The organism is Acidimangrovimonas sediminis (assembly GCF_002871005.1).
Classification (GTDB): domain Bacteria; phylum Pseudomonadota; class Alphaproteobacteria; order Rhodobacterales; family Rhodobacteraceae; genus Acidimangrovimonas; species Acidimangrovimonas sediminis.
On the sequence record NZ_PHSN01000005.1, the window covers coordinates 411,826 to 433,123 of the forward strand.

The 21,298-nt window shown below is 67.5% G+C and carries 15 protein-coding genes and 1 rRNA gene; 4 read left to right on the plus strand and 12 right to left on the minus strand.

Annotated features, from left to right (window positions below; all coding sequences use genetic code 11):
- Nucleotides 1-214: 214 nt before the first annotated feature.
- The 6 genes from CVV76_RS24925 to CVV76_RS06360 form a co-directional block, all read right to left on the minus strand.
- Complete coding sequence (locus CVV76_RS24925; protein WP_158243108.1) at nucleotides 215-1,051, minus strand: hypothetical protein; 837 nt, start codon at nucleotides 1,049-1,051, stop codon at nucleotides 215-217.
- A 7-nt stretch (nucleotides 1,052-1,058) separates the two neighbouring features.
- Entirely contained in the window at nucleotides 1,059-2,468 is a 1,410-nt protein-coding gene (locus CVV76_RS06340) for an FAD-dependent oxidoreductase (RefSeq protein ID WP_102223764.1), read from the minus strand.
- Complete coding sequence (locus tag CVV76_RS06345; protein ID WP_102223765.1) at nucleotides 2,452-3,258, minus strand: FTR1 family iron permease; 807 nt, start codon at nucleotides 3,256-3,258, stop codon at nucleotides 2,452-2,454. The genes CVV76_RS06340 and CVV76_RS06345 overlap by 17 nt, the downstream gene beginning before the upstream one ends.
- A 1-nt stretch (nucleotide 3,259) precedes the next feature.
- The gene (locus tag CVV76_RS06350; RefSeq protein WP_102223766.1) at nucleotides 3,260-6,631 is read right to left on the minus strand and encodes a hypothetical protein; all 3,372 of its coding nucleotides are present in this window, start codon (nucleotides 6,629-6,631) and stop codon (nucleotides 3,260-3,262) included.
- Between the two features lie 68 nt (nucleotides 6,632-6,699).
- Nucleotides 6,700-8,751 (minus strand): hypothetical protein, encoded by a 2,052-nt coding sequence (locus tag CVV76_RS06355; protein ID WP_233192737.1) that lies wholly within the window; start codon nucleotides 8,749-8,751, stop codon nucleotides 6,700-6,702.
- Nucleotides 8,752-8,813: 62 nt separating this feature from the next.
- Nucleotides 8,814-12,236, minus strand: a complete 3,423-nt coding sequence (locus CVV76_RS06360) for an indolepyruvate ferredoxin oxidoreductase family protein (RefSeq protein WP_102223767.1) — start codon at nucleotides 12,234-12,236, stop codon at nucleotides 8,814-8,816.
- Nucleotides 12,237-12,365: 129 nt separating this feature from the next.
- Between CVV76_RS06360 and CVV76_RS06365 the strand changes: the two genes are divergently transcribed.
- The gene (locus tag CVV76_RS06365; protein ID WP_102223768.1) at nucleotides 12,366-12,812 is read left to right on the plus strand and encodes an Lrp/AsnC family transcriptional regulator; all 447 of its coding nucleotides are present in this window, start codon (nucleotides 12,366-12,368) and stop codon (nucleotides 12,810-12,812) included.
- Nucleotides 12,813-12,821: 9 nt separating this feature from the next.
- On the opposite strand, the gene CVV76_RS06370 is transcribed toward CVV76_RS06365, so the two are convergent.
- From CVV76_RS06370 to CVV76_RS06390, 5 genes are all read right to left on the minus strand, one after another.
- Entirely contained in the window at nucleotides 12,822-13,754 is a 933-nt protein-coding gene (locus CVV76_RS06370; RefSeq protein ID WP_102223769.1) for a carbohydrate kinase family protein, read from the minus strand.
- 13 nt (nucleotides 13,755-13,767) lie between these two features.
- Entirely contained in the window at nucleotides 13,768-14,589 is an 822-nt protein-coding gene (locus CVV76_RS06375; protein ID WP_102223770.1) for an ABC transporter permease, read from the minus strand.
- The gene (locus CVV76_RS06380; RefSeq protein ID WP_102223771.1) at nucleotides 14,582-15,349 is read right to left on the minus strand and encodes an ABC transporter ATP-binding protein; all 768 of its coding nucleotides are present in this window, start codon (nucleotides 15,347-15,349) and stop codon (nucleotides 14,582-14,584) included. Before CVV76_RS06380 ends, CVV76_RS06375 begins: the two co-directional genes overlap by 8 nt.
- Nucleotides 15,350-15,398: 49 nt before the next feature.
- Entirely contained in the window at nucleotides 15,399-16,427 is a 1,029-nt protein-coding gene (locus tag CVV76_RS06385; RefSeq protein ID WP_102223772.1) for an ABC transporter substrate-binding protein, read from the minus strand.
- A gap of 219 nt (nucleotides 16,428-16,646) precedes the next feature.
- Nucleotides 16,647-17,438 (minus strand): enoyl-CoA hydratase, encoded by a 792-nt coding sequence (locus tag CVV76_RS06390; RefSeq protein ID WP_102223773.1) that lies wholly within the window; start codon nucleotides 17,436-17,438, stop codon nucleotides 16,647-16,649.
- A 57-nt stretch (nucleotides 17,439-17,495) separates the two neighbouring features.
- Here CVV76_RS06390 and CVV76_RS06395 point away from each other — a divergent pair, with 57 nt between their 5' ends.
- Nucleotides 17,496-17,924, plus strand: a complete 429-nt coding sequence (locus CVV76_RS06395) for a PaaI family thioesterase (RefSeq protein WP_233192738.1) — start codon at nucleotides 17,496-17,498, stop codon at nucleotides 17,922-17,924.
- A 186-nt stretch (nucleotides 17,925-18,110) separates the two neighbouring features.
- Here CVV76_RS06395 and CVV76_RS06400 read toward each other — a convergent pair whose 3' ends face one another.
- Entirely contained in the window at nucleotides 18,111-18,491 is a 381-nt protein-coding gene (locus CVV76_RS06400; RefSeq protein WP_102223774.1) for a bactofilin family protein, read from the minus strand.
- A 220-nt stretch (nucleotides 18,492-18,711) separates the two neighbouring features.
- On the opposite strand from CVV76_RS06400, the gene CVV76_RS06405 reads away from it, so the two are divergent.
- A complete protein-coding gene (locus CVV76_RS06405) occupies nucleotides 18,712-19,689 on the plus strand; it encodes an agmatinase (protein WP_102223775.1) in 978 nt (325 codons plus the stop codon).
- 652 nt (nucleotides 19,690-20,341) lie between these two features.
- A 16S ribosomal RNA gene (locus CVV76_RS06410) occupies nucleotides 20,342-21,298 on the plus strand; the annotation flags it as partial.

Sequence of the window (21,298 nt, forward strand, 5' to 3'; positions counted from 1 at the left end):
TCCGGAGTGGGTACGAAGGGCAGAAGCAGCCGCCCCATGGCCACCATCCCTGGGTAGCCCGGGAATTGGGGCCGGAACTCCAGCACCGAGAATCGCGTCAGCCCGCGCAGGAGGAACAGCGCGTCATCCGATCCCGGGGTCACCGGGTGGGCCGCGATCCAGGCCGCGGCCGCCAGCCACAGCGCCACAGCCATGGCCCAGCCGAGGCGCAGGCTCATTCCTTCGCCGTGCCTTCCGAAGTGGGGCCTTCCGAAGTGGGGCCTTCCGAAGAGGGGCCTTCCGAAGTGGGGGCATTCGTACCCGAACTGTCCGTACCCTGGCCGGCCGCTGGTTCGGCGGCGGTCGCCCCGGCCGTCCCCCGGATCGGTTTCAGCGCGGCGACGATGCCGGCCTTGGCCTCGTCGAAATCCTGCGGATCGGGTTTCTTCTGGCCGACGCCGAACACCCCGGGGTTGCCGATCGCATCCGCCGCGCGGCTCAGCTCCGCCTGAATTCGCCGGGCGATCGCCGGGTCGACATCGGGCTCGATCGCCGCGAAGAACCGGTTGGCGGTGACGACGAGGGTCTTGGCGACCTGGTAGGTGTCGAGGTTGTCGCGCGCGCCGTTCATTCGCCGCACGATCTCGTCCGCGGCGGCGCGGGTGAAGGCGGCCTGCACCGCCGCCGCATCCTGCGCCGAAAGCGCCGTCTCGAACCGCTGCGAGATGCCGGAATCCTCGAATTCGTCGAGATAGCTGAGGTCGGGCTTCATCACCTTGTACGCCGCCTCGGCCCCGGCCCAGTCGCCCTTGGCCACCGCCGCGAAGAGCGCGGCACGCCCCTGCAGAAGCGGCTCCTCGCCATTCGCCGCATAGGAATAGGCGAACACCGGCGCGGGCATCAGCGGCACCGCCGTCAGCGCGAGCAGAGGGGCAAGGAGGGCCGGGGCAAGGGCCGATGCGATGGATGGGGCAAGAGCCGGGGCAGGCCGCCGCGACAGCAGGAGGCGACGGCGCGCCGCCGCGGTTTTGAGCGGGCTCGGCAGGGGAAGGCGGGTCGGGAGGCTGAACATGGGATCCTCAGGCGATACTCTGCGCTTCGATCACGTTGCGCTCGTTGCGGTGGTCGTGGATCTGGGCCCGCATGTCGCGGCCCGAGATCAGCATTGCGGCGGCCATCTGGCCCATCTCCATCGCGGTGTCGGTGAAGATGTAGCGAAACACCCCCTGCCGTCCGCATTGTACCAGATTGGGCCAGCGCGCGAGATGCGCGAAGGCGCGCGCACGATCCTCGGCATAGCCCAGCGTCATCAAGGGGTAGGCCTGCGCCGCCCGCGCGCCCCAGACTTCGCCTGTCCAGCGGCGCATGTCGATCCCCAGCGCGGCGAGCCCCGGCTTCATCCGGTCCATCAACGCGTGATCGTCCCCAGACCACAGCGGCTGTCCCGGATCGCAGGGGATTTCCAGCATCAGCGAGGTCATCCCCGGCGGCGCCATCTCGGGCGAGCGGCGGCGGGGTTCCTGCAGGCGTGTGGCTGGCAGGGTGTCGTCCGACAGGTACTGCCAGGTGTAGGGCGAGACGTTTTCCATCCGCATCGGGAAGTTCAGGAACCTCAGCCCCCGGAACCGCAGGCCCGACGGCCCGCCGCCCGCCATTTCCTGCATCTGTGGCAGGGGCAGGGTAGAGATCACGCCATCGCAGGGGATCGGCCCCCGGTCTGTCAGCACCGCGCAGACGCCTGCCTCGCCCTCGGCCAGCCCGGTGACGCGGGTGCCGGTCGCAAGGGTCGCCCCCTCGCGTTCCAGCCGCCGCGCCAGCCGCTCGAAGATCACGCCGAAGCCGTGGCGCGGGTAGCGGTAGCGCCGTGCGTAGGTGCGTGGCCCCCTGCCGCCCCCCGGCAGCAACAGGCGCGCCACCTCGCGCAGGTCCATGAGCGAGATCCGCTGCTCCGCCCAGTCGGCCGAGAGCATCTCGGGCGGGACGCCCCAGAGCTTTTGGGTGTAGCCGGCAAAGAAGGTGCGGTAGAGGGTCGGGCCGAACATCGCGGTGGTCCAGCTGGCGAAGTCGTGGCCCGGCTCGGGCCGCTTCAGCGACATCGCCAGCACGTCGCGCGCGGCTCCCGCCAGCAGCCCGGGCGGGGCGTTGCGCAGAAGGTTGCCCAACGACAGCGGGTAATCGTAGGTTCGGCCGCGGAAGCGGATCACGGAATGCCGCTCGGCCGTCAGCAGGTCGTCGCCCAGCAGGTCGTCGACAAGCTGCATCAGGTCGCGGTTCGCGGTGATGAAGCGGTGGCCGCCGAAGTCGAAGCGGTAGGTGCCGTCCTTTCCCTCCCAGGCGGTGGTGCCGCCAAGCCCCCCCAGCGCCGCGCGGCGCTCCACCACCGTGACACGGATGCCGGCGCGCAGAAGCTCCCACGCGGCTGTCAGCCCCGCCGGCCCTGCGCCGAGGACGGCGACATGCGCCGGTCGGGTGTCACGCGCCGCGTGCACGGGCCCGCCCCCAGAAGGTCACTGCGATCGCAAGGTAAGCGGCCCAGCTGGCCAGTTGCAGCCCGGTGGGCGTGGCGTTGTAGCCGAACAATCCGCGCAGGAAGACGCCGGGACCGGTGCTGTCCGGCAGCCAGCCCGAGATATCGAAGACCGGCGCGGTGCCCCCGGGCGCGACGCCCACAACCTGCAGCTGGTTCATCGCTGAGCCCAGCAGACCGGCCGCGATCACGATCAGCAGAAGCGAGGTCCAGCGGAAGAAGGCCGCGATCGGTACCTGCCGCGTGCCCCGGAGCAACAGCCAGACCACGACGATGGACAGGGCAAGCCCCGCGAGGCTGCCCCAGGCCGAGATCCCTTCGCCGCTGTAGCTGAGCGCCGAGAGGAACAGCACCGTCTCGATCCCCTCGCGCAGCACCGACAGGAAGGCCAGCGCCACGATCCCCAATACCCGGCCGGCCGAGACATGCGCCTCCAGCCGGCGCTTTGCCTCGTCGGTATGGGCCTTGGCCTGCTTGCCCATCCAGATCGCCATGTAGGTCAGGATCGCGGTGGCGAGCAGCATGATCGCGGCGGTCAGGACGGTACGGATCGCGTGGCTGGACAGCTGCCCCACCAGCACCTGAAGCACGAAGGCCGCCACTACCGAGGCGACCAGCCCCGCCGCCACGCCGAGGTAGATCCAGCGCGCCTGCCGGCCGGCCCCCAGCCGGTCGAGATAGCTCAGCAATATGCCGACGAGAAGAAAGGCCTCGAGCCCCTCGCGGAAGGTGATGAGGAAGGTCACGAACATCTCAGGGGGTCTCCAGCACTTCGGAAAGCGTCGCCATCTCGACCGGTTCGGGCGGCGGCATCAGGGGAAAGCGGGCGCGCACCACATCGGTCACGGCCTGCGGAAAGGTGCGAAACAACAGCCGGGCCGTCACCCGCAGCGGATAGGCGGTGTCAGCGGGCAGGGCGAAGGCCTCGTCGCGGTGGCCCCTGGCGGGGATCCGGGTGTCGCCCGCGAACTTGCGCAGGCGCCAGAAGGCAAGGCCCACGCCATGCGCGCTCCCATCCGCCAGCACCTTGTTGAAGATCCGCGCATCGGGGTCGAGGTGTCCGCCCGGGTCAAGCTGGCCCGAGCGCAGGACCACCCGCCCCGTGGCATCGGTCGCGGTGATCTGAAGCCACATCTGACGGAAGTCCGATACGCCGGTCGGCAGGTCGTGCCCGGCGCCCGTATTGCTAACCCGCACCACCAGCCGGCCGCCGTCGACCCGCGCGCCCAGCCGCGCCGCGCTTTGCAGAAGCGCGACCGATTCCGCCCGCCGTGCCGGGTCGCGCAGTCCGGCAAGGTGGTACTGCGCGCCGGTGAAGCCGTGGGTGCGCACGTCGGCCTTGAGCGGGCCGCCGTCGGTCGACCGGCCCGGCACCGGTGTGCCGATCTTCGCGACCGTGGCGTGCATGTGGCAATCGGCGCAGTTCCGGTTCGCCGCGGTGCCAGGCGCGTTGTAGGGCGAGGCGGCCCATTCGTCGTAGGTGTCGACGATCACCGCGCCGGTCCCGGGGGCGTATTCCTCGTGGCAGGCGGCGCAGAGCGGTGTCGACCCGCCGCCGAGGTTGCGCATCAGCGAGGTCGCGTGTTTCTCGGGCTTGGCGCGGATCAGCCGCCCCGCGATCTTGCGCAGAAGCGCGCTGTCGGATGTCTCCAGCGGATAGGTCGGCCGGGTGTCCGGGGCGAGGTTCAGGCTTGCGTTGCCGCCGAGCGAGGGCCCCGAGGCCTCGATCTTCGAGACCGCGTGACAGGTCAGGCAGCCGGCGCCCTCATCCGGGGCGTGAAGGGTAAGCGGGGCCGCGGTCTGCCGGAACCGGCCCCCGCGGGTGAAAAGCTCTGCCTGCGCAGTGGTCTTCCGGGCCCCCGAGAGCAGGGCCTCGGGGGCGTGGCAGCCCATGCACCAGGCGCGAAAGGGTTCGCCCTCGGTCTTGGCCGCGAGATCCTCGAGCGTCACGTAATAGGGGTCGGATCCGGCGCCGACGCGGTGCAGCGAGTCCGCCCATTGTCGGGTGATTGCGGAATGGCAGGTGGCGCAGGTCGCGGCGCCGCCCCAGGCGGCGGGGTCGACATGGTCGCCGCCGTCGCCCGCGCGCAGCCATGTCGCCAAGAGCGGGAGGTTGCCCGGGGCGGTGACGTAGTCGTGCAGATCCTCCATCGCCTTGCGCACCTGGGCGGGCGGTGCATCGGGATCAATGTCGGGTGCGGGGAACCGCGTGTCGGCGCCCATCCCGCCCTGGGTGTTCTTCACCATGCGAATGTAATCGCCCACGAAATCACCGGCCACGAGGTGTTTGATCGACCCGTGCCCGGTGACAGAAGAGGTGAACTTGTCCACCGGGGTCGCGCGGAACAGCGCCCGGTTGGTGTAGTTGAACCCGTCAATGTGACAGGATGAACAGCTCATCCAGTTGTCGCCGGTCATCGGCGCATCGGGCATCGCCGCGGTGTTGGCAAGGTGAAAGAGCCGGTCGCCCCGACGCAAGGCGGGCGGCAGCGGATCCTTTCGCTGCAGCACGACCGCGTGATCCTTGACCATCTTGACCCGGGCAAAGGGGCCCGCGCCGCCGGTGGTCGCGCGCGTCAGGTCCAGCCCCTGGGCGTTCTGGATCCAGATGTCCTTGCCCGCGACCACGATCCCGGTCGGCATCTCGCCCGGCAGATGGCGGTAGATCTGCACCGCCGCGGCGCCGTCGGTCGTCCGCGCCTTTTTCGAGTGGCTGTCGATCGGCAGCGCGCGCGACAGGTCGAAGACCACCAGATCCTCGCTGCCCGACATGGTGACATAGGCCTTGGACCCGTCGTTCGAGAAGGCCACATCGGCGGGATTGGACACGATGCGGGTGCGGTTCCCGTCTTCCAGCACGTTGATCTGCTTGAACAGCTGCTTGCGGCGCGAGGGGACCTCGGTGATCTTGTCGGCGCCGATCCGCAGGACCGAGATCGCGGGAAAGACCGTCGACTGGAACTGGAACGGGTGATCGAAATTCCACAGCATGTGCGGCAGCCAGGCCTGCTTGCCGTCAGGGCTGACCGCGATCCGGTCGAGGCCGCGGGGCAGGCCCTGGCTGACCGTCTGGTCCGGGGCCGAGGTTTCCGCCAGCCGGATCAGCTGGGTCCTGACCGGGGGCATCCGCGTCGTGTCGTAGACCGAGACGGCCCCGATCAGCTGGTGGCTGACCAGGAGGCGCCCGTCGGCAAGCAGAGCAAGGCCCTTCGGGCTTTCCTCCGTCTTCAGCGCCTGGCTGACGTGGCCGCCGGGGGTTACGGCATAGAGCCGGTCGCCCTCGGTCGCGGCGATCCAGAAGACGTGGTTGCGCCGGTCCCAGACCACGCCGGAGGGGCGGCCGGGCAGGGGGATCGTGTTGCGGATCTTCAGCGTTCCGGGATCGAGGGTGAACAGCCTTGAGCGCGCGAAATCGGTCGCTGCGATCGTGCCGCCGCCTTCGGCCACCGCGGCGATGTCGCCGCCCGGGGCCGCCTCGGCCAGCAGGGTGCCGGCCTTCGGGTCGATCCGGCTGACCGCGCCGCCATCGCCGGTTGCCGCCAGCAGGGTGCCGCCCGGTTCCATCAGCAGGGTGCGGCTTTCGGTCGTGGCGGAATGGGCCGTCTGCGCCCCGGCCAGCGTCAGCGCGATCACCGCGCCAAGCCCCAGCGCCGTCCGCATCACCGAAAAGCGCCAGGCATGGACCAGCAGCAGCACGACCAGCGGCAGGCCGAGGATCAGGTGCGCCCAATGCGCCGTGCCCCCGGTGACGGTGCCGTTCCAGCCCACGAACAACAGCCAGGCACCGCTGAGGAACACGAGGCCGAGGCCCCATTCCAGCACCCGGCCCGAAACCCGGTGAAAGCGCCGCGCACTGGTCGCGACCCGGCCCCGGTGCGCGCGCCAGAACGGGATCACCAGCAGCGGCACCAGCGCCACCGCCAGCGCGGCGTGCAGTGCCATCGTGCCCCGCACCAGAGCCCAGGGCAGGCCGAAGCCGTCGAACATCGCGGCCCCGCTCAGCAGCAGCAACACCAGCGCCAGTTCCGCCGGTTTGGCCAGCCGCCGCTCGCGCCGTTTCACGCGCGAACGCCGCCCCGGGATCGGGGCGGCGCCGGGAAGGGCCGATGATGCGTGTTCAGTCATCCATTTCGTCTTTCCGTGCCGGGGGCGTCATGTCCCCGGCGTCGTCGTCCATGCCGGTCCGGGGGCGCTCAGCTGCCCGGCGTCACTCGGATCTTCGCGGCCATCACCTGCGCGGTGCCGTACTTGCCGCCCGCGAAGGTCAGCCCCTTGACGCCGTTGCCGTTGATGTCGCCGCTCGTGTCGCCCTCGACCAGATGCTCGCCGGAATCGCCCACCCATTCGGCCAGCTGAACGCCGTAGCCCACGGTGCCGAACCAGGTGGCATAGCGCTGGGTCAGGTTCTGCAGGCCGAGCGTGGGATCGGTCTCGCCCTCGCGGTTGACGAGGACCTGCATCAGCGCGTGCAGTCCGCCCATCACCGCGCCCTGGGTCCAGGGATCGACGTCGAAGGGTTTGCCCGGCGTCGGATCGTAAAGCCCGCTTGCCTTGTCGACCATATGCGCCTCGACCGCCGTGTAGATGCCGCGCGCCGCCGTGCGGTAGGTCTCGTCCCCGGTGGCGGTGAAGGCGGCCGCAAGCCCGCGGATCGCCGCGAACTGGGTGCCGAGAGAGCGGGCCGCCGACGGGCCCTTGCCGATCGTGTAGCTGTCGGCCACGAGGCCGTCCTTGCCGATCAGGGTCTTCACGATGAAATCGGCCTGCGCCTTGATCAGCGTCATCGCCGTCTTGCCCTCGGGCGTGCCCAGCGGCTTGCCCGTGTCACCCGAGGCATAGCCCACCGGCAGAGCCTCGATCGCCCGGGCATAGATGCCGGCGGCGACCAGCGCATAGGCGCTGTCGAAGGTGGTCGCGACCTTGCCGCGTCCTTCGGGCGTCCAGCGGTCGACGAGGGTGCCGGCCTCAGGATCGAAATGCAGCTTTGAAAGGTTCACGAAGGCCATGTTCGACATCTGCTCGGCGACCGAGAAGGGATCGTCGGCCGCGACATAGCCGCTGCGCGCCGTCGCCCGGTTGGCCTCGGGCGCCGAGGGGAAAGGGGCCCCGTCGAACACCGCGAGGAAGGCATTGTTCTGCCCTTTGTTCGCGGTTCGCTGGTCGGTGTAGCCGTACATCTCGGCCAGCGGCCAGAGCATTTCCCAGGTGCCCCGCAGGGTCGAGGCGCCATTGCTCACCTTCAGGTCGGCCAGCGCGTTCATGCCGTTCTTCGGCGACAGGGTCACGGCGGTGGCGGCCGGGATCCAGACCGGTTTCGAACCATCGTAGGACGGATCAAGCTTGGCCCCCAGGGTCTTGCCATCATAGAGGAACTGATCGCGCAGCGTCAGCAGCTGGTCCCAGGCCATCTGGGTCAGGATCACGCCGTTGATGCCATCGGCGGAGGAGACGCCAAGCTTGTGCTTGCCGTCCTTGTCGAAATCCGGCGCGGGGATGTCGTCGATCTCTTCGTCGGACTGCGCGTCATGCATGCCGCCAAGGAAATCCTGCGCCCACATCACGTCCTTGAGAAGCGCGCCGCCCGCCGCGTCGGGCGTCACGGTGCCCTTCGCCTCGGGTTGCCAAGCCAGGCTGCCGTAATCGCGGAAATAGGCGGGGGTGATCGCCTCGATGGTCTTCTGCACCCCGGCCTGCGTGGTGACGTCGAAGCTGTCGGTATTGACCGAAGAGACATCGACGGGGCCGCGGAACTCGGGGGTGCCTTCGGACAGCGGCAGCGCCACGGGATAGAGGTTCAGCGGCAGCTCGTCCGCCGGAAAGCCCACCGAGGCGGCCAGCGTCAGGAACCGCTTGCCCAGATCCGCCATCGTCCCGCCCGCCTTGGCGTTCAGCGGGCCGTTCACCATGTGCGGCCCCAACTGCGACTGGTAGTTCAGTGCGTACATCGCCTCTTCCGAGAACTCGTAGGCACTGATCCCGGCCGAGAAATCGAACCGCGTCGGTTTGTTGGCCTGGTCCGGATCCAGCACGTCGAGATTGAGGCCCAGCCCCTCGGCCAGCGGTTCGCCGGCCAGCTCGTATTCTGTATAGGCGAACATCGCGCCCGCGGTGTGGAAGCTCTTGTCGAGGACCTTCACCCGCGGTCCCTCGGCCATCGCCGTCGTTGCAAGAAGCGTGGCGAGCCCGCCACCCAGGAGCCCCGCGAGCGGGGTCCGGCCAATACGGCGCTTGTAGGATGCGTTCATCGGATGTCCCTCGTCCTGTTTCCGAGTTTTTTAGTCGGAAACAGGTGGGGGATGCAATCCTACTATTTCACTCGGGATATGGTCCGGGCCTTGGACAGACGCGCGTCGACCGCGGCGCGCACGCTTTCTGCCTCGGCCTCGCGCACCGGGCCATAACCGCGGATGTCCCTGGGGGCAGCCAGAACTTCGTGCCACATCTCTTTGGTATCTTGCGAAAACTCTCTCTCGGCGCGGTCGAGGAGCGCCTCGTACCAGCGCAGCAGGTCACGGTCGAGCTTGCGGTCCCTGGTGTGCCGGAACGGGTCGGCCCAGCTGTTGCGCAGCCCCTTGGCACGCGCAAGGCGGGAGAGCACCGGGCGGAACCAGGGGCCGAAGCTCCGCTTGCGCGGGCGCCCGCGGGCGTCGCGGCCAAGCGGCAGCATCGGCGGCGCGAAGTGGTGGACCACCTTGAAATCGCCCTCGAACTCCGCCTGCAGATTCGCGGTGAAGGCCGGGTCGGTCTGCAGCCTGGCGACCTCGTACTCGTCCTTGATCGCCATCAGTTTGAAGAGGGATTTTGATGCGGCCTCAAGGGCTTCTTCGTCGACCTTGCCACGAAGCGCGGCCAACCTGTCGGTGTAGTGCCGGGCATAGGCCGCATTCTGGTAGCCGGTCAGGAACTCCGCCCTACGGGCGATCTGCGCTTCGGGATCGGCGGGCGTGGCGTCCGGCGCAAGGGGGGCCAGCGCCTCGGGCGTCTCGGCCATTACCCGGCCCAGGTCGAAGGCGCGCGCATTGGCCTCCACCGCCACGCCGTTGAGCTGGATCGCCTGTTTCAGGGCCATCTCCGACACCGGCACCAGCCCCTTCTGCCAAGCGTAGCCCAGCATCATTACATTGGCGAAAACACTATCGCCCATGAGCCGCTCCGACGTGAGGTTGGCATTGAAAACGCTCAGGTTTTCCGCCCCCACCGCACCCGCGATCATCCGTTCCCGCGCGCCGATCCTGAGGTCGGCGTCACGGTTGCGCACGAGGTCGCCGGTCGGCATCTCGGCGGTGTTGAGGACCATCCGCGTGCCCTTGCGATAATGCACCGAGGCCTTGGGGGAGGAGCTGACCACCGCGTCGCAGGCGATTGCCGCGTCCGCCGCGCCGTCACCGATCCGCACCTGGTGAAGGGCCTCGGGCCCCCGGCCGACGCGGATGTAGCTTAGCACCGTGCCGAACTTCTGCGCGAAGCCGGTGAAGTCGAGTACGCTCGTCCCCAGCCCCTCAAGATGCGCGGCCATGGTGATCAGTGCGCCGACCGTCACGACGCCGGTGCCGCCGACGCCGGTGACCAGCAGGTCGAAGGGCGTCTCCAGCGACGGCAGGGCCGGCAGGGGCAGGCCCGACTTCAGCGCGGCCACGTCCACCTCGGTGCCCGAACGGCGCCGTCTGCTGGCCCCTTCGAGGGTTACGAAGCTCGGGCAAAACCCCTCCACGCAAGAGAAATCCTTGTTGCAGGAGTTCTGGTTGATGCGCCGTTTCCGGCCGAATTCCGTCTCGACCGGCTCGACGCTCAGGCAGTTCGAGGCGACGGAGCAATCGCCGCAGCCCTCGCAGACCAACTCGTTGATTACCGCGACCTTGGCGGGCTCCGGCATGGTGCCGCGCTTGCGGCGGCGGCGCTTTTCCGTGGCGCAGGTCTGTTCGTAGATCAGCACTGACACGCCCTTCACCTCGCGCAGTTCGCGCTGCACGATGTCCAGGTCGGCGCGGTCGTTGAAGGTGGTCCCGGCGGGGAAATCGGCCTTGCGGAACTTGGTGATGTCGTCGCTGACCAGAGCGATCCGCTGCACCCCCTCGGCGCGACAGGTCTGGGCGATGCCTTGCACGCTCAGCGGTCCGTCGACCGGTTGGCCGCCGGTCATGGCGACCGCGTCGTTATACAGGATCTTGTAGGTGATATTGGTATTCGCTGCCACAGCTTGACGGATTGCGAGGCTGCCGGAATGGTACCAGGTCCCGTCGCCGAGGTTCTGGAACAGGTGCTTTCCGCCGTTGAATTTCGAGGTCGCGACCCAGGGCACGCCTTCTCCGCCCATCTGGGCGAAGCCGCCGGTGTCGCGGCCCATCCAGCTGACCATGCCGTGGCAGCCGATGCCGCTGGCGGCCTGGCTGCCCTCGGGCACGCGGGTCGAGGTGTTGTGGGGGCAGCCCGAGCAGAAATAGGGCGTACGGTTCGCGCCGGGCAGCGAGAGGACCGGCGGCGCCTCGGCGGTCAGTGCAGCGGCGCGGGCGGGCAGGCCTTCCTCGGGGAAAAAGGCGTCGAGCCGTTCGGCCACGATGGGGGCAAGGATCAACGGCGACAATTCCCCGGTCCAAGGCACCAGGTCGCGGGTCGCCTCGGCGTCGTGCTTGCCCACCATCTTGTCCGGCTTGTGCCCGGGCCAGTCGTAGAAATACTCCTTGAACTGGCTTTCTATGATCCCGCGTTTCTCTTCTACGACAAGGACTTCGCGCTTGTTCTTCACAAACGCCAGCGCGTCCCTTCGCGCCAGCGGCCAGACCATGCCCACCTTGTAGATGTCGATCCCCAGGCGCCGACACGCGGCCTCGTCCAACCCCAGCAGCCGAAGCGCCTCCATCAGGTCGAGGTGGCCCTTGCCGGTGGTGACGAAGCCATAGGTCGCCGCCTCGACGTCGTAGATCCGCCGGTCGATCGGATTGGCCTCGACGAAGGCCTCCACGGCGCGCAGCTTGTGGCCCATACGGGTCTCGATCTCGGCGCTCGGCAGGTCGGAGGGGCGGATGTGCAGGTTCGGCGTGTCGATCTGCGGGAGGGTAAAGCTGCGGTCCGCCGGAAGCTCTACCGAGCGGCCGGATTCCACCGTTTCCGAAATCGCCTTGAAGCCGACCCATGTTCCGGAAAATCGTGATAAAGCATAGCCGTATTCGCCAAAGCTCAGGTATTCTCCGACGTCGGCAGGGTTCAGCGTCGGCATGAACCACGCCATGAAGGCGACGTCCGACTGAAAGGGCATGGAGGAAGACACACAGCCGTGGTCGTCGCCCGCCACCACCAGAACGCCGCCCTTCGGCGCGCTGCCGTAGGCGTTGCCGTGGCGCAGCGCATCGCCGGAGCGGTCGACACCCGGCCCCTTGCCGTACCACATGCCGAAGACCCCCTCGACCGCGCAATCGGGGTCAAGCGCGGCCTGCTGGCTGCCCAGCACGGCGGTCGCGCCCAGATCCTCGTTCACCGCGGGCATGAAGGTGACCTGCGCCTCGGCGAGCGGGGCCTTGGCGCGCCACATCTCGAGGTCCAGCGCACCGAGGGGAGAGCCACGATAGCCCGAGACGAACCCCTGCGTCCGCAGCCCCGCTGCCTTGTCCCGCCTGGCCTGATCCAGCAACACCCGCACCAGCGCCTGGGTGCCGGTCAGGAACACCCGCCCGGTGCTGCGGCTGTAGCGATCTTCAAGCTGATAGGGGGCAAGATTGGGGCGCGGCTCTGTCATGGCTGTCTCCTGTTCGCCCGAAAATGATCGCCGCGCGCAGGGGAAATGAGATCCCGTATCCACCATGTTTTTCCGCCACACGCGAATTCCCGTTTCGCCGATTGGAAATAATCTGGTATGTCAGTTCGCATGGACCTGGATGAGAAGGACCGGGCGATCCTTGCCCACCTGGCGCGCGACAGCCGCGTCTCGAACGCCGAGCTGGCGGAGCGGGTGGGCATGTCAACCTCGGCGCTGTGGCGGCGGGTCAAGGCCTTCGAGGAGGCGGGGATCATCGAGAGCTACGGCGCGCGGCTGAACCCGGCACGCATGGGCCTCGGCTTCCACGCCATCGTGCATGTGCAGCTGGTGCGCCACGACCCGGAGCGGCTTGGCACCTTCCTTGCCCGGGTGGCGTCGCGGCGCGAGATCGAGGCGTGTTATGCCACGACGGGCCAGGCCGATTACCACCTTCTGGTGCGCTGCGCCGATATCGAGGCCTACAACCGCTTCCTCGAGGAATTCCTGTTCCAGATGCATGCGGTGCGCAGCGCGCAGACCAACGTCGTGCTGCGGGATCTGAAGAAACGCCCGTAAGCTCTTGTTTTAAGAGGTCAGCTCTTTTCGCCACGGCGGATTGGCACCGGCACGCGACACGGTGACCGCGGCCACCTTGGCGCCGAAGGCCAGCGCGGTGCGCAAAGGCTCAGCCCCGATCACACCCAGGGCGGACTTGGTCAGCGCGCCCTGTTCGGCAAGGCTGGCCAGAACGCCCGCGTTGAACGTGTCGCCGGCGCCGACCGTGTCGACCACCGTGGCCCGTTCGGCCGGCACCGCGATCACCTCGCCCGAGGGCAGGCGAGCGACCGGACCATCGGCCCCGCGGGTGACAATCACCACCTTCGGGCCCATCGCGGCAAGGGCTGCGAGGCCGGCCGCGTCGGGCGTGGCGCCGGGGATCAGCCAGCCCAGGTCCTCGTCCGAGACCTTGACGATATCGGCCGCCGCCAGCATGGCCGCGAGGCGGGCGCGGTAGCGCGCCTCGTCGCGGATGAATCCGGGGCGGATGTTCGGGTCGATCATCACCGCACGGTCGGCGCCCTCGCGCGCCAGAAGTGCGGCGTAGGTGTCTCCGCAGGGTTCGACCGGCAGGGAAATGCCGCCGAAATAGAGCGCCCCGACCGCTGCGGGCAACACGGGCAGGTCGGCTTCGGCGATCATGCGACCGGCGGTGTTTTCATCGTAGAAATGGTAAGTTGCATGGCCATCCTCAAGTTCGACAAAGGCCATGGTCGTGGGTCGGTCGGAGGTGATCACCAGCGAGGTATCGACCTGCGACGCCGTGAGCGTATCGGCCAGGATCTTGCCGAACATGTCGGAGGAAAGGCCGGTCAGCATTCCCGCCGGAACCCCCAGCCGCCCGAGCGCGATGGCGGTGTTGAAGATTGCGCCACCCGCGTGGGGGACGAAACCGGTGGTGCCCTCCGTCGTGGGCCGGGGGATCATGTCGATCAGGGCTTCGCCGCAGCAGAGGATCATGCGTAACTCCGGTTTACTGGCGCCAGTCGAGCATCCGCCGCTCCGCCAGCCCGATCAGCCAGCTGCCAAATAGGCCTATGGCGGAAAGCAGGATGACGCCGGCGAAGAGCTGGCCGAGGTTGAAGAGGGATCCGGCCATCAGGATATAGGCCCCGATGCCGTGCTGGGCGCCGATCATCTCGGCCGCGACCAGCAGCACGATGGCGATCGAGAATGAGATGCGGAACCCCGAAAGGATCGCGGGCAGGGCGCCCGGCAGGATGATCTTGCGCACGATCGAGGACCAGCGCAGGCCGAACGACTGCCCCATCCGGATCAGCCCGCGGTCGACCGCGTCGACGCCCGCGTAGGTCGAGATCACGGTGGGAAAGAAGGTGCCGAACAGGATCGTCGCGACCTTCGATCCCTCGCCGATGCCGAACCAGATGATGAAAAGCGGCAGCAGCGCGATCTTCGGCACCGGGAAGAGGGCCGAGACGATCGGCAGGGCCGAGGCGCGGGCCTGGCTGAAGAGGCCGATCATCAGGCCCACGGCGATACCGAGGAGGGAGCCGAGGATCCAGCCCACCAGAAGCCGGTACAGGCTGACGGACAGGTTGGTCCAGAGCGCGCCGGTGGTCCACAGGTCGCGGAAGGCGTCGATCACGTCCTTCGGCGCAGGCATCGCGATGGGAGAGATCACGCCGGTCGCCGACCCCGCCCACCAGATCGCCAGCAGCGCGGCCAGCACGAGGGGCGCCAGCAGCGGGTGGCGGCGCTGGCGGAAGCCGCCGCCGCGGAACGGCACGGGTTTCGCGTCGGCGGGAATCCGGATCTCGGTTTTCGTGTCACGCATCGGCCAGCTCCCGGTCGGCGGCGGCGGCCTCGTCGCGCATCATGTCCCACAGGTCGCGCTGGATCTTCTCCAGCTCCGCCATGTGGGCGGGGCGGTCGGCCAGCGGCATGTCGATCGTCACCACTTCGCGGATCCGGCCCGGGCGGCGGCTCAGCACCACGATCCGGTGGCCAAGGCGCACGGCTTCGGCCAGGTTGTGGGTGACGTAGGCCGCCGAGAAGGGGGTGCGGGTCCAGAGCTCCACCAGATCGTCCATCAGGAGTTCCCGCGTCTGGCTGTCGAGCGCGCTCAGCGGTTCGTCCATCAGCATGACGGCGGGGCGGACGGCCAGCGCCCGGGCGATCGCCACGCGCTGTTTCATCCCGCCCGACAGCTGCCGCGGCCAGGCCTTGCGGAAATCCGACAGCTTGGTGCGCGCCAGCACGTCGTCGATCACCTCGCGCGCCCGGGCGCCGCGGATCCCGTGATCCTCCAGCACCAGCGAGATGTTTCCCGCGACCGTCCGCCACGGCAGCAGCGCGAAATCCTGGAATATGTAGGTCAGGGGGTTGAGGCAGCCCTGGGGCGCCGCACCCGTCACCAGAACCTGGCCGGAGGTGGGGCGCTCCAGCCCGCCGATCATGCGCAGGAGGGTGGACTTGCCACAGCCCGAGGGGCCGATGATCGACACGATCTCGCCCTTGCCGAGGTCGAGGGAGATGTCCTGCAGGACCTGCGTCCCGTCGTAGGCATGGCTGATCTTGTCGAGAAGGATGCGCATGGTCGGATCCGCGAAGGGGCAGGGGCCGCGGGTGCAGCCCCCGCGAGGCTCAGAGCGTCTTGACGTAACCGGTCTTCACCAGCTGATCGAGGGTCACGTCCTTGGGCGCCATGTTGGCGCCCTGCAGCCACTCCAGCTGGCTTTTCACCGACGACATGGTCAGCGCGGCCCCGGGGTTGCACAGCATGGCGCCGTGCTGGATCCGCGGCGCGGCCTTTTCCAGCGGCTGGTCGGAATAGACGTACTGGTGGATGATCTTGGTGATCGCGTCGACCTCGGCCTGGTCGGCCTTCTTGTAGACCAGCGCGTTGTTGTAATCGTCGATGCCCTTCGACAGCGCGGCGATGTAGCGCTTGGCGATCTCGGGCTTCGTGTCGGCGATCCTGGCCGAGGTGAAGACGGTCGTGACCTGGTAATCGGGGATATAGTCCGAGATCTTGCCGATCTCGACGACCTCGGGCCCCTTGGTCAGCGCATCCGCGATGTTTGGTACGATCGACCAGGCGTCGATCTGGCCCGACTTCAGCGAGGCGATGATCGCGGGCACCTTCTGCAGCGGGACAAGGCGCATGTCCGACGCCGGGAAGCCCGACTTCTTCGCGATCATGTCGGCCATGTAGTTGAACGACGATCCGGCGGTGGTGAGGCCGAAGGAATGCCCCTTGAGGTCCGCGGGCGTCTTCAGCCCGGCGTCATGGGCCTTCTTCGAGGCGAGGATCTTCTGCCCCTCGATGCCCTCGTGCTCCTGCAGGGCGCCGCCGATGATCCGGATGGCACCCTTCTGGGCAAGGCTGACAAGCCCGCCCGAGATCGCCGTCATGCCAAAGTCGATATCGCCCGAGGCAATGGCCACGGCCATCGGCTGCGCGGCCTGGAACATGACCAGCTTCACCTCGAAGCCCTGCTCCTTGAAATAGCCCTTCGCCGCGGCGATCAGCGCTGGCGCGTGCGAGGTGAGCGACAGGATGCCGACACGGATCGTGTCGCTCGCGGCCAGCGCCCGGCGCGGCAGCACGAAGGGCGCGGCAGTGGCGGCGCCGAGGCCGGCCAGCAGGGCGCGGCGGTTGGTCATGGTCATGGAACTCTCCCCCCAATTGCGGCCCCCTCCGGGCCGCTCTGACGCTTGGGAAACGGGGTATGCCGTTCGGGCGGGGGCGTCAACGGCAGAGGAGGCGGCACCCGGGGGCAGCCCCCGCACCCCCCGGAGTACTTGGACCATGATGAAGGGGATGCGCTTGGTCTTCCTCTTGGCTCAAATACGCCACGTGGGTCCGGTGGGAACCCCCGCCGCCGGGGGTCAGCCCTGCCAGTCGGGCTTGCGCTTCTCGATGAAGGCCGAGATCCCCTCGTCGGTGTCGCGCCACAGCATGTTCTCGACCATGACGCCGGCGGTGTGGGCATAGGCCTCGGCCACCGGCATCTCGATCTGGTCGTAGAACGCCTGCTTGCCGATCTTGACGGCGGCGCCCAGCTTGCCCGCGATGGTCTGGGCAAGCTCGATCGCGGCGGTGTCGAGCTCCTCGTGCGGAACCGCGCGGTTGATCAGCCCCATCGCCTCGGCCTTCGCGGTGTCGATGAAGGCGCCGGTGGTCAGCATCTCGAACGCCTGTTTGCGCTGTACGTTGCGGGACAACGCGACCATGGGGGTGGAGCAGAAGAGGCCGATGTTCACCCCGTTCACGCCGAACCGCGTGCCCTCGGCCGCGACGGCGAGGTCGCAGGAGGCGACCAGTTGACAGCCCGCCGCGGTGGCGATGCCATGGGGCGCGGCGATCACCGGCTGTGGCAGCTTCGGGATCATCAGCATGACCTCGGAGCAGCGGGCGAAGAGATCGGCGAAATAGGCCCGACCGGCGTCCTCGGCCTGGCGGCCGGCCTGCATCTCCTTCAGGTCGTGGCCCGCGCAGAACGCCTTGCCCGCGCCTTTCAGCACCACCGCGCGGATGCCGCGGTCTTCCTCCAGTGCGGCGAAGGCGGTCTTCAGCGCGGCCAGCATCGCGTCTGACAGTGCGTTCAGCGCGCCGGGCCGGTTCATCGTCAGCACCGCCACGGCGCCCCGGTCTTCGCGCAGCAGGATCTCTTCGCTCATCTTGCCATTCCTCCTCTTTGCCGGAACTGTAGGCCGGATCCGAGGGAGGGGAAAGCGATGCACGAGGTGGTGATGGACGGGCCGGCGCTGGAGGCGTTCTGCCGCGAGGCCTTTCCGCAGGTGGGAGAGGATTTCGCGGTGGAGGAGGTGGCGCCGATGCGGATCCGGGTCCGCCTCAAGGTGGCCGAGCGGCACCTGCGGCCCGGCGGCACCGTCTCGGGGCCGTCGATGTTCGCGCTGGCGGATGTCTCCGTCTATTTCGCGGTGCTGGCGATGATCGGGCCCGAGGCCCTGTCGGTGACCACGGGCTGTTCGATGGATTTCATGCGCAAACCTGCCGCGGGTACCGACCTGATTGCCGAGGCGCGGCTCTTGAAGCTCGGCCGGGTGCTGGCGGTGGGAGACGTGTTGATCTTTTCCGAGGGCGTGGAGGCGCCGGTGGCGCGCGCGTCGATGACCTATTCGATTCCCCCCGCGAAGCGGTAGGGCCGAGCGAACGGGTAGGGGGCAGGACGACAAGGGCACGGCATCTTCGTCCGCGCCCAAATTTCGTGCTCAAGAAATGTGCCAAAACTCTTGGCAAGAGTTTTGGCTGCGCCCCGCGGCCGGCTCCGGGCTGTTCGGCCCGTGCCGGCCTCTGGGAAACCCACGCCGGCCGCGGGCAAAGACGCGCTACTTCGCGCCGGCGTACTTGAACTTGCCCTCGATCTGGGCGCCGTTCTCGATCGTCAGGCTCTCATAGCTCACCTGCGCCTTGGCAAGCGCGGTGGAGCGCAGCGTCAGGCTGCGGCACGAGACCGAGCCGTCGAGATGGCCCAGGATGTCGACGATCTCGGCCCGCACCTTGCCGTTGACCCGGCCGTCGGTCCCGATCACCAGCTTGCCGGCCTCGATGTCGCCGTCGATCTTGCCCAGCACCTCGACGGTGCCGGCCGCCTTGAGGTTGCCGGTGATCGTCAGGTCCTGCGCCAGCCGCGTCGCGCGGCCGTCGGACGCGCCGCCCTGCAGGGAACCGGTCTGGGGGGCGCTGCTGGCGTCCGATTTGCTGAACATCACTGTCTCCTTGGCTGTCGCGCCCCCGGCGCCCGGGCAACCCGCACGGGCAGGGCCATGTCCTACGCGCTGAAGTTAGACGCGAAAGCCGCCCGAATGGTCAAGAGGCCCCGGCATGTCTTGTGCTTTTGCGCATCCGGCCGCCGGCCCCCCTTTACCCGGCTGCCGGCATGGTTCTACCAATCGAGCAGACCCGATTTCGCGCAGCCGAGGAGCCGCCATGCCCGACCTTTCAGACGACAGTTTCCGCCCGGTCTCGGGCTTCGACCTTCCACGTTTCGCCGGCATCCCCACCTTCATGCGGCTGCCGCACGTGGGCCTCGACGATCCGCGCCTCGCCAGGGTCGACATCGGCATCATCGGCGCGCCCTGGGATGGCGGCACCACGAACCGCCCGGGCCCGCGCCACGGCCCGCGCCAGCTGCGCGACGCCTCGACGATGATCCGTGCCGGCAACGGGGTGACCGGGGTGCGCCCGTTCGACCTCGTGAACGTGGCCGATCTCGGGGATGTCGGGCCGAACCCCGCGGACCTGCACGACAGCCTCGACCGGATGACAGCCTTCTACGCGCGCGTGCGCGAGGCCGGGGTGCTGCCGCTGACCGCGGGGGGCGATCACCTCTGCACCCTGCCGATCCTGCGCGCGCTTGCCAGCGACCGGTCGCTGGGCATGATCCACTTCGACAGCCATACCGATCTCTTCGACAGCTATTTCGGCGGCACGAAGTTCACCCATGGCACCCCCTTCCGTCGCGCGGTGGAGGAGGGGCTTCTGGATCCTGCGCGCGTCGTCCAGATCGGCATCCGCGGCACGACCTACGATCACGAGGATCGCGACTTCGCCAAGGCCGTGGGGATCCGCATCATCCCGATCGAGGAATTCCACGCCCGCACGATGGAAGACGTGATGGAGGAGGCTCGCGCCATCGCCGGCAGCGGCCCGACCTACGTGAGCTACGACATCGACTTCGTCGATCCCGCCTATGCGCCGGGCACCGGCACGCCCGAGGTCGGCGGTCCGACCTCGTGGCAGGCGCTGACCGTCGCGCGGCTGCTCGAGGGGGTCGATATCGTCGGCGCCGACCTGGTGGAGGTGTCGCCGCCCTTCGACCCGTCGGGCGGGACCGCCTATCTTGGGATCTCGATCCTGTTCGAGATGCTCTGCGTAATGGCCGGACGAGTCGCCCAGGCGCGCTGACGGGACGTGCGATCGGTCCAGAGGGGCGGAATCGGTGCGGAGCCCGGGGCGGGGAGGGGGTGATTCCGCCCCGCCGGCGTCGCGAAAGCGTCATGGAAGGGAGTTATCAACAGCTTGTCCACAGGGAACCCGCCCGGCCGCTCGCGCGCGTTTCCATTCTGCCCAGCCAGCAGGCCAACAAAACAAGGGCTGCGGGAAAAATTCGCGATTTTCGCGAAATTTCCTCTTGCGGCCTGACGCGCCGATCCGTAAACACCCCCTCACCGAAGCGGAACACACCGCGGCGGGCGGCGCGACCCGGCGCCGAACAGAAGGGAAGCGGCGCTGCCGTGGAACGGATGATCGGAACGGGCGGCTGACGATATCAGGAGGCAAGGCGGTCGGACGCGTCAGAAAATATGACGCTTCGGTTTGTTTTGTGCTCTGCGCTCTTTGACATTGATGTTTACTGAAGAGATATGCGGGCGGTTCGGTCTTACGATCGATGAGCTTGTATATCGGCTCTCTAGGGTTTCGGCCCGATGATGGGAGTGTCAGCTTCACTGTTTGGCGGCTTCGGTTTTCCGGAGACGACAAGCAGAAGATGTCCGGTCCATTTGGATCGGAAACGATGTGCAAGGTCATCTGTCAAGAACACTGCGTTGCAGTGTTTCAACTTGAGAGTTTGATCCTGGCTCAGAACGAACGCTGGCGGCAGGCCTAACACATGCAAGTCGAGCGAGATTTTCGGATCTAGCGGCGGACGGGTGAGTAACGCGTGGGAATATGCCCTTCTCTACGGAATAGCCTCGGGAAACTGGGAGTAATACCGTATACGCCCTTTGGGGGAAAGATTTATCGGAGAAGGATTAGCCCGCGTTGGATTAGGTAGTTGGTGGGGTAATGGCCTACCAAGCCGACGATCCATAGCTGGTTTGAGAGGATGATCAGCCACACTGGGACTGAGACACGGCCCAGACTCCTACGGGAGGCAGCAGTGGGGAATCTTAGACAATGGGGGAAACCCTGATCTAGCCATGCCGCGTGAGCGATGAAGGCCTTAGGGTTGTAAAGCTCTTTCAGCTGGGAAGATAATGACGGTACCAGCAGAAGAAGCCCCGGCTAACTCCGTGCCAGCAGCCGCGGTAATACGGAGGGGGCTAGCGTTGTTCGGAATTACTGGGCGTAAAGCGCACGTAGGCGGACTATTAAGTGAGGGGTGAAATCCCGGGGCTCAACCTCGGAACTGCCTTTCATACTGGTAGTCTTGAGTTCGAGAGAGGTGAGTGGAATTCCGAGTGTAGAGGTGAAATTCGTAGATATTCGGAGGAACACCAGTGGCGAAGGCGGCTCACTGGCTCGATACTGACGCTGAGGTGCGAAAGCGTGGGGAGCAAACAGGATTAGATACCCTGGTAGTCCACGCCGTAAACGATGAATGCCAGACGTCGGGCAGCATGCTGTTCGGTGTCACACCTAACGGATTAAGCATTCCGCCTGGGGAGTACGGCCGCAAGGTTAAAACTCAAAGGAATTGACGGGGGCCCGCACAAGCGGTGGAGCATGTGGTTTAATTCGAAGCAACGCGCAGAACCTTACCAACCCTTGACATGGGTATCGCGATTTCCAG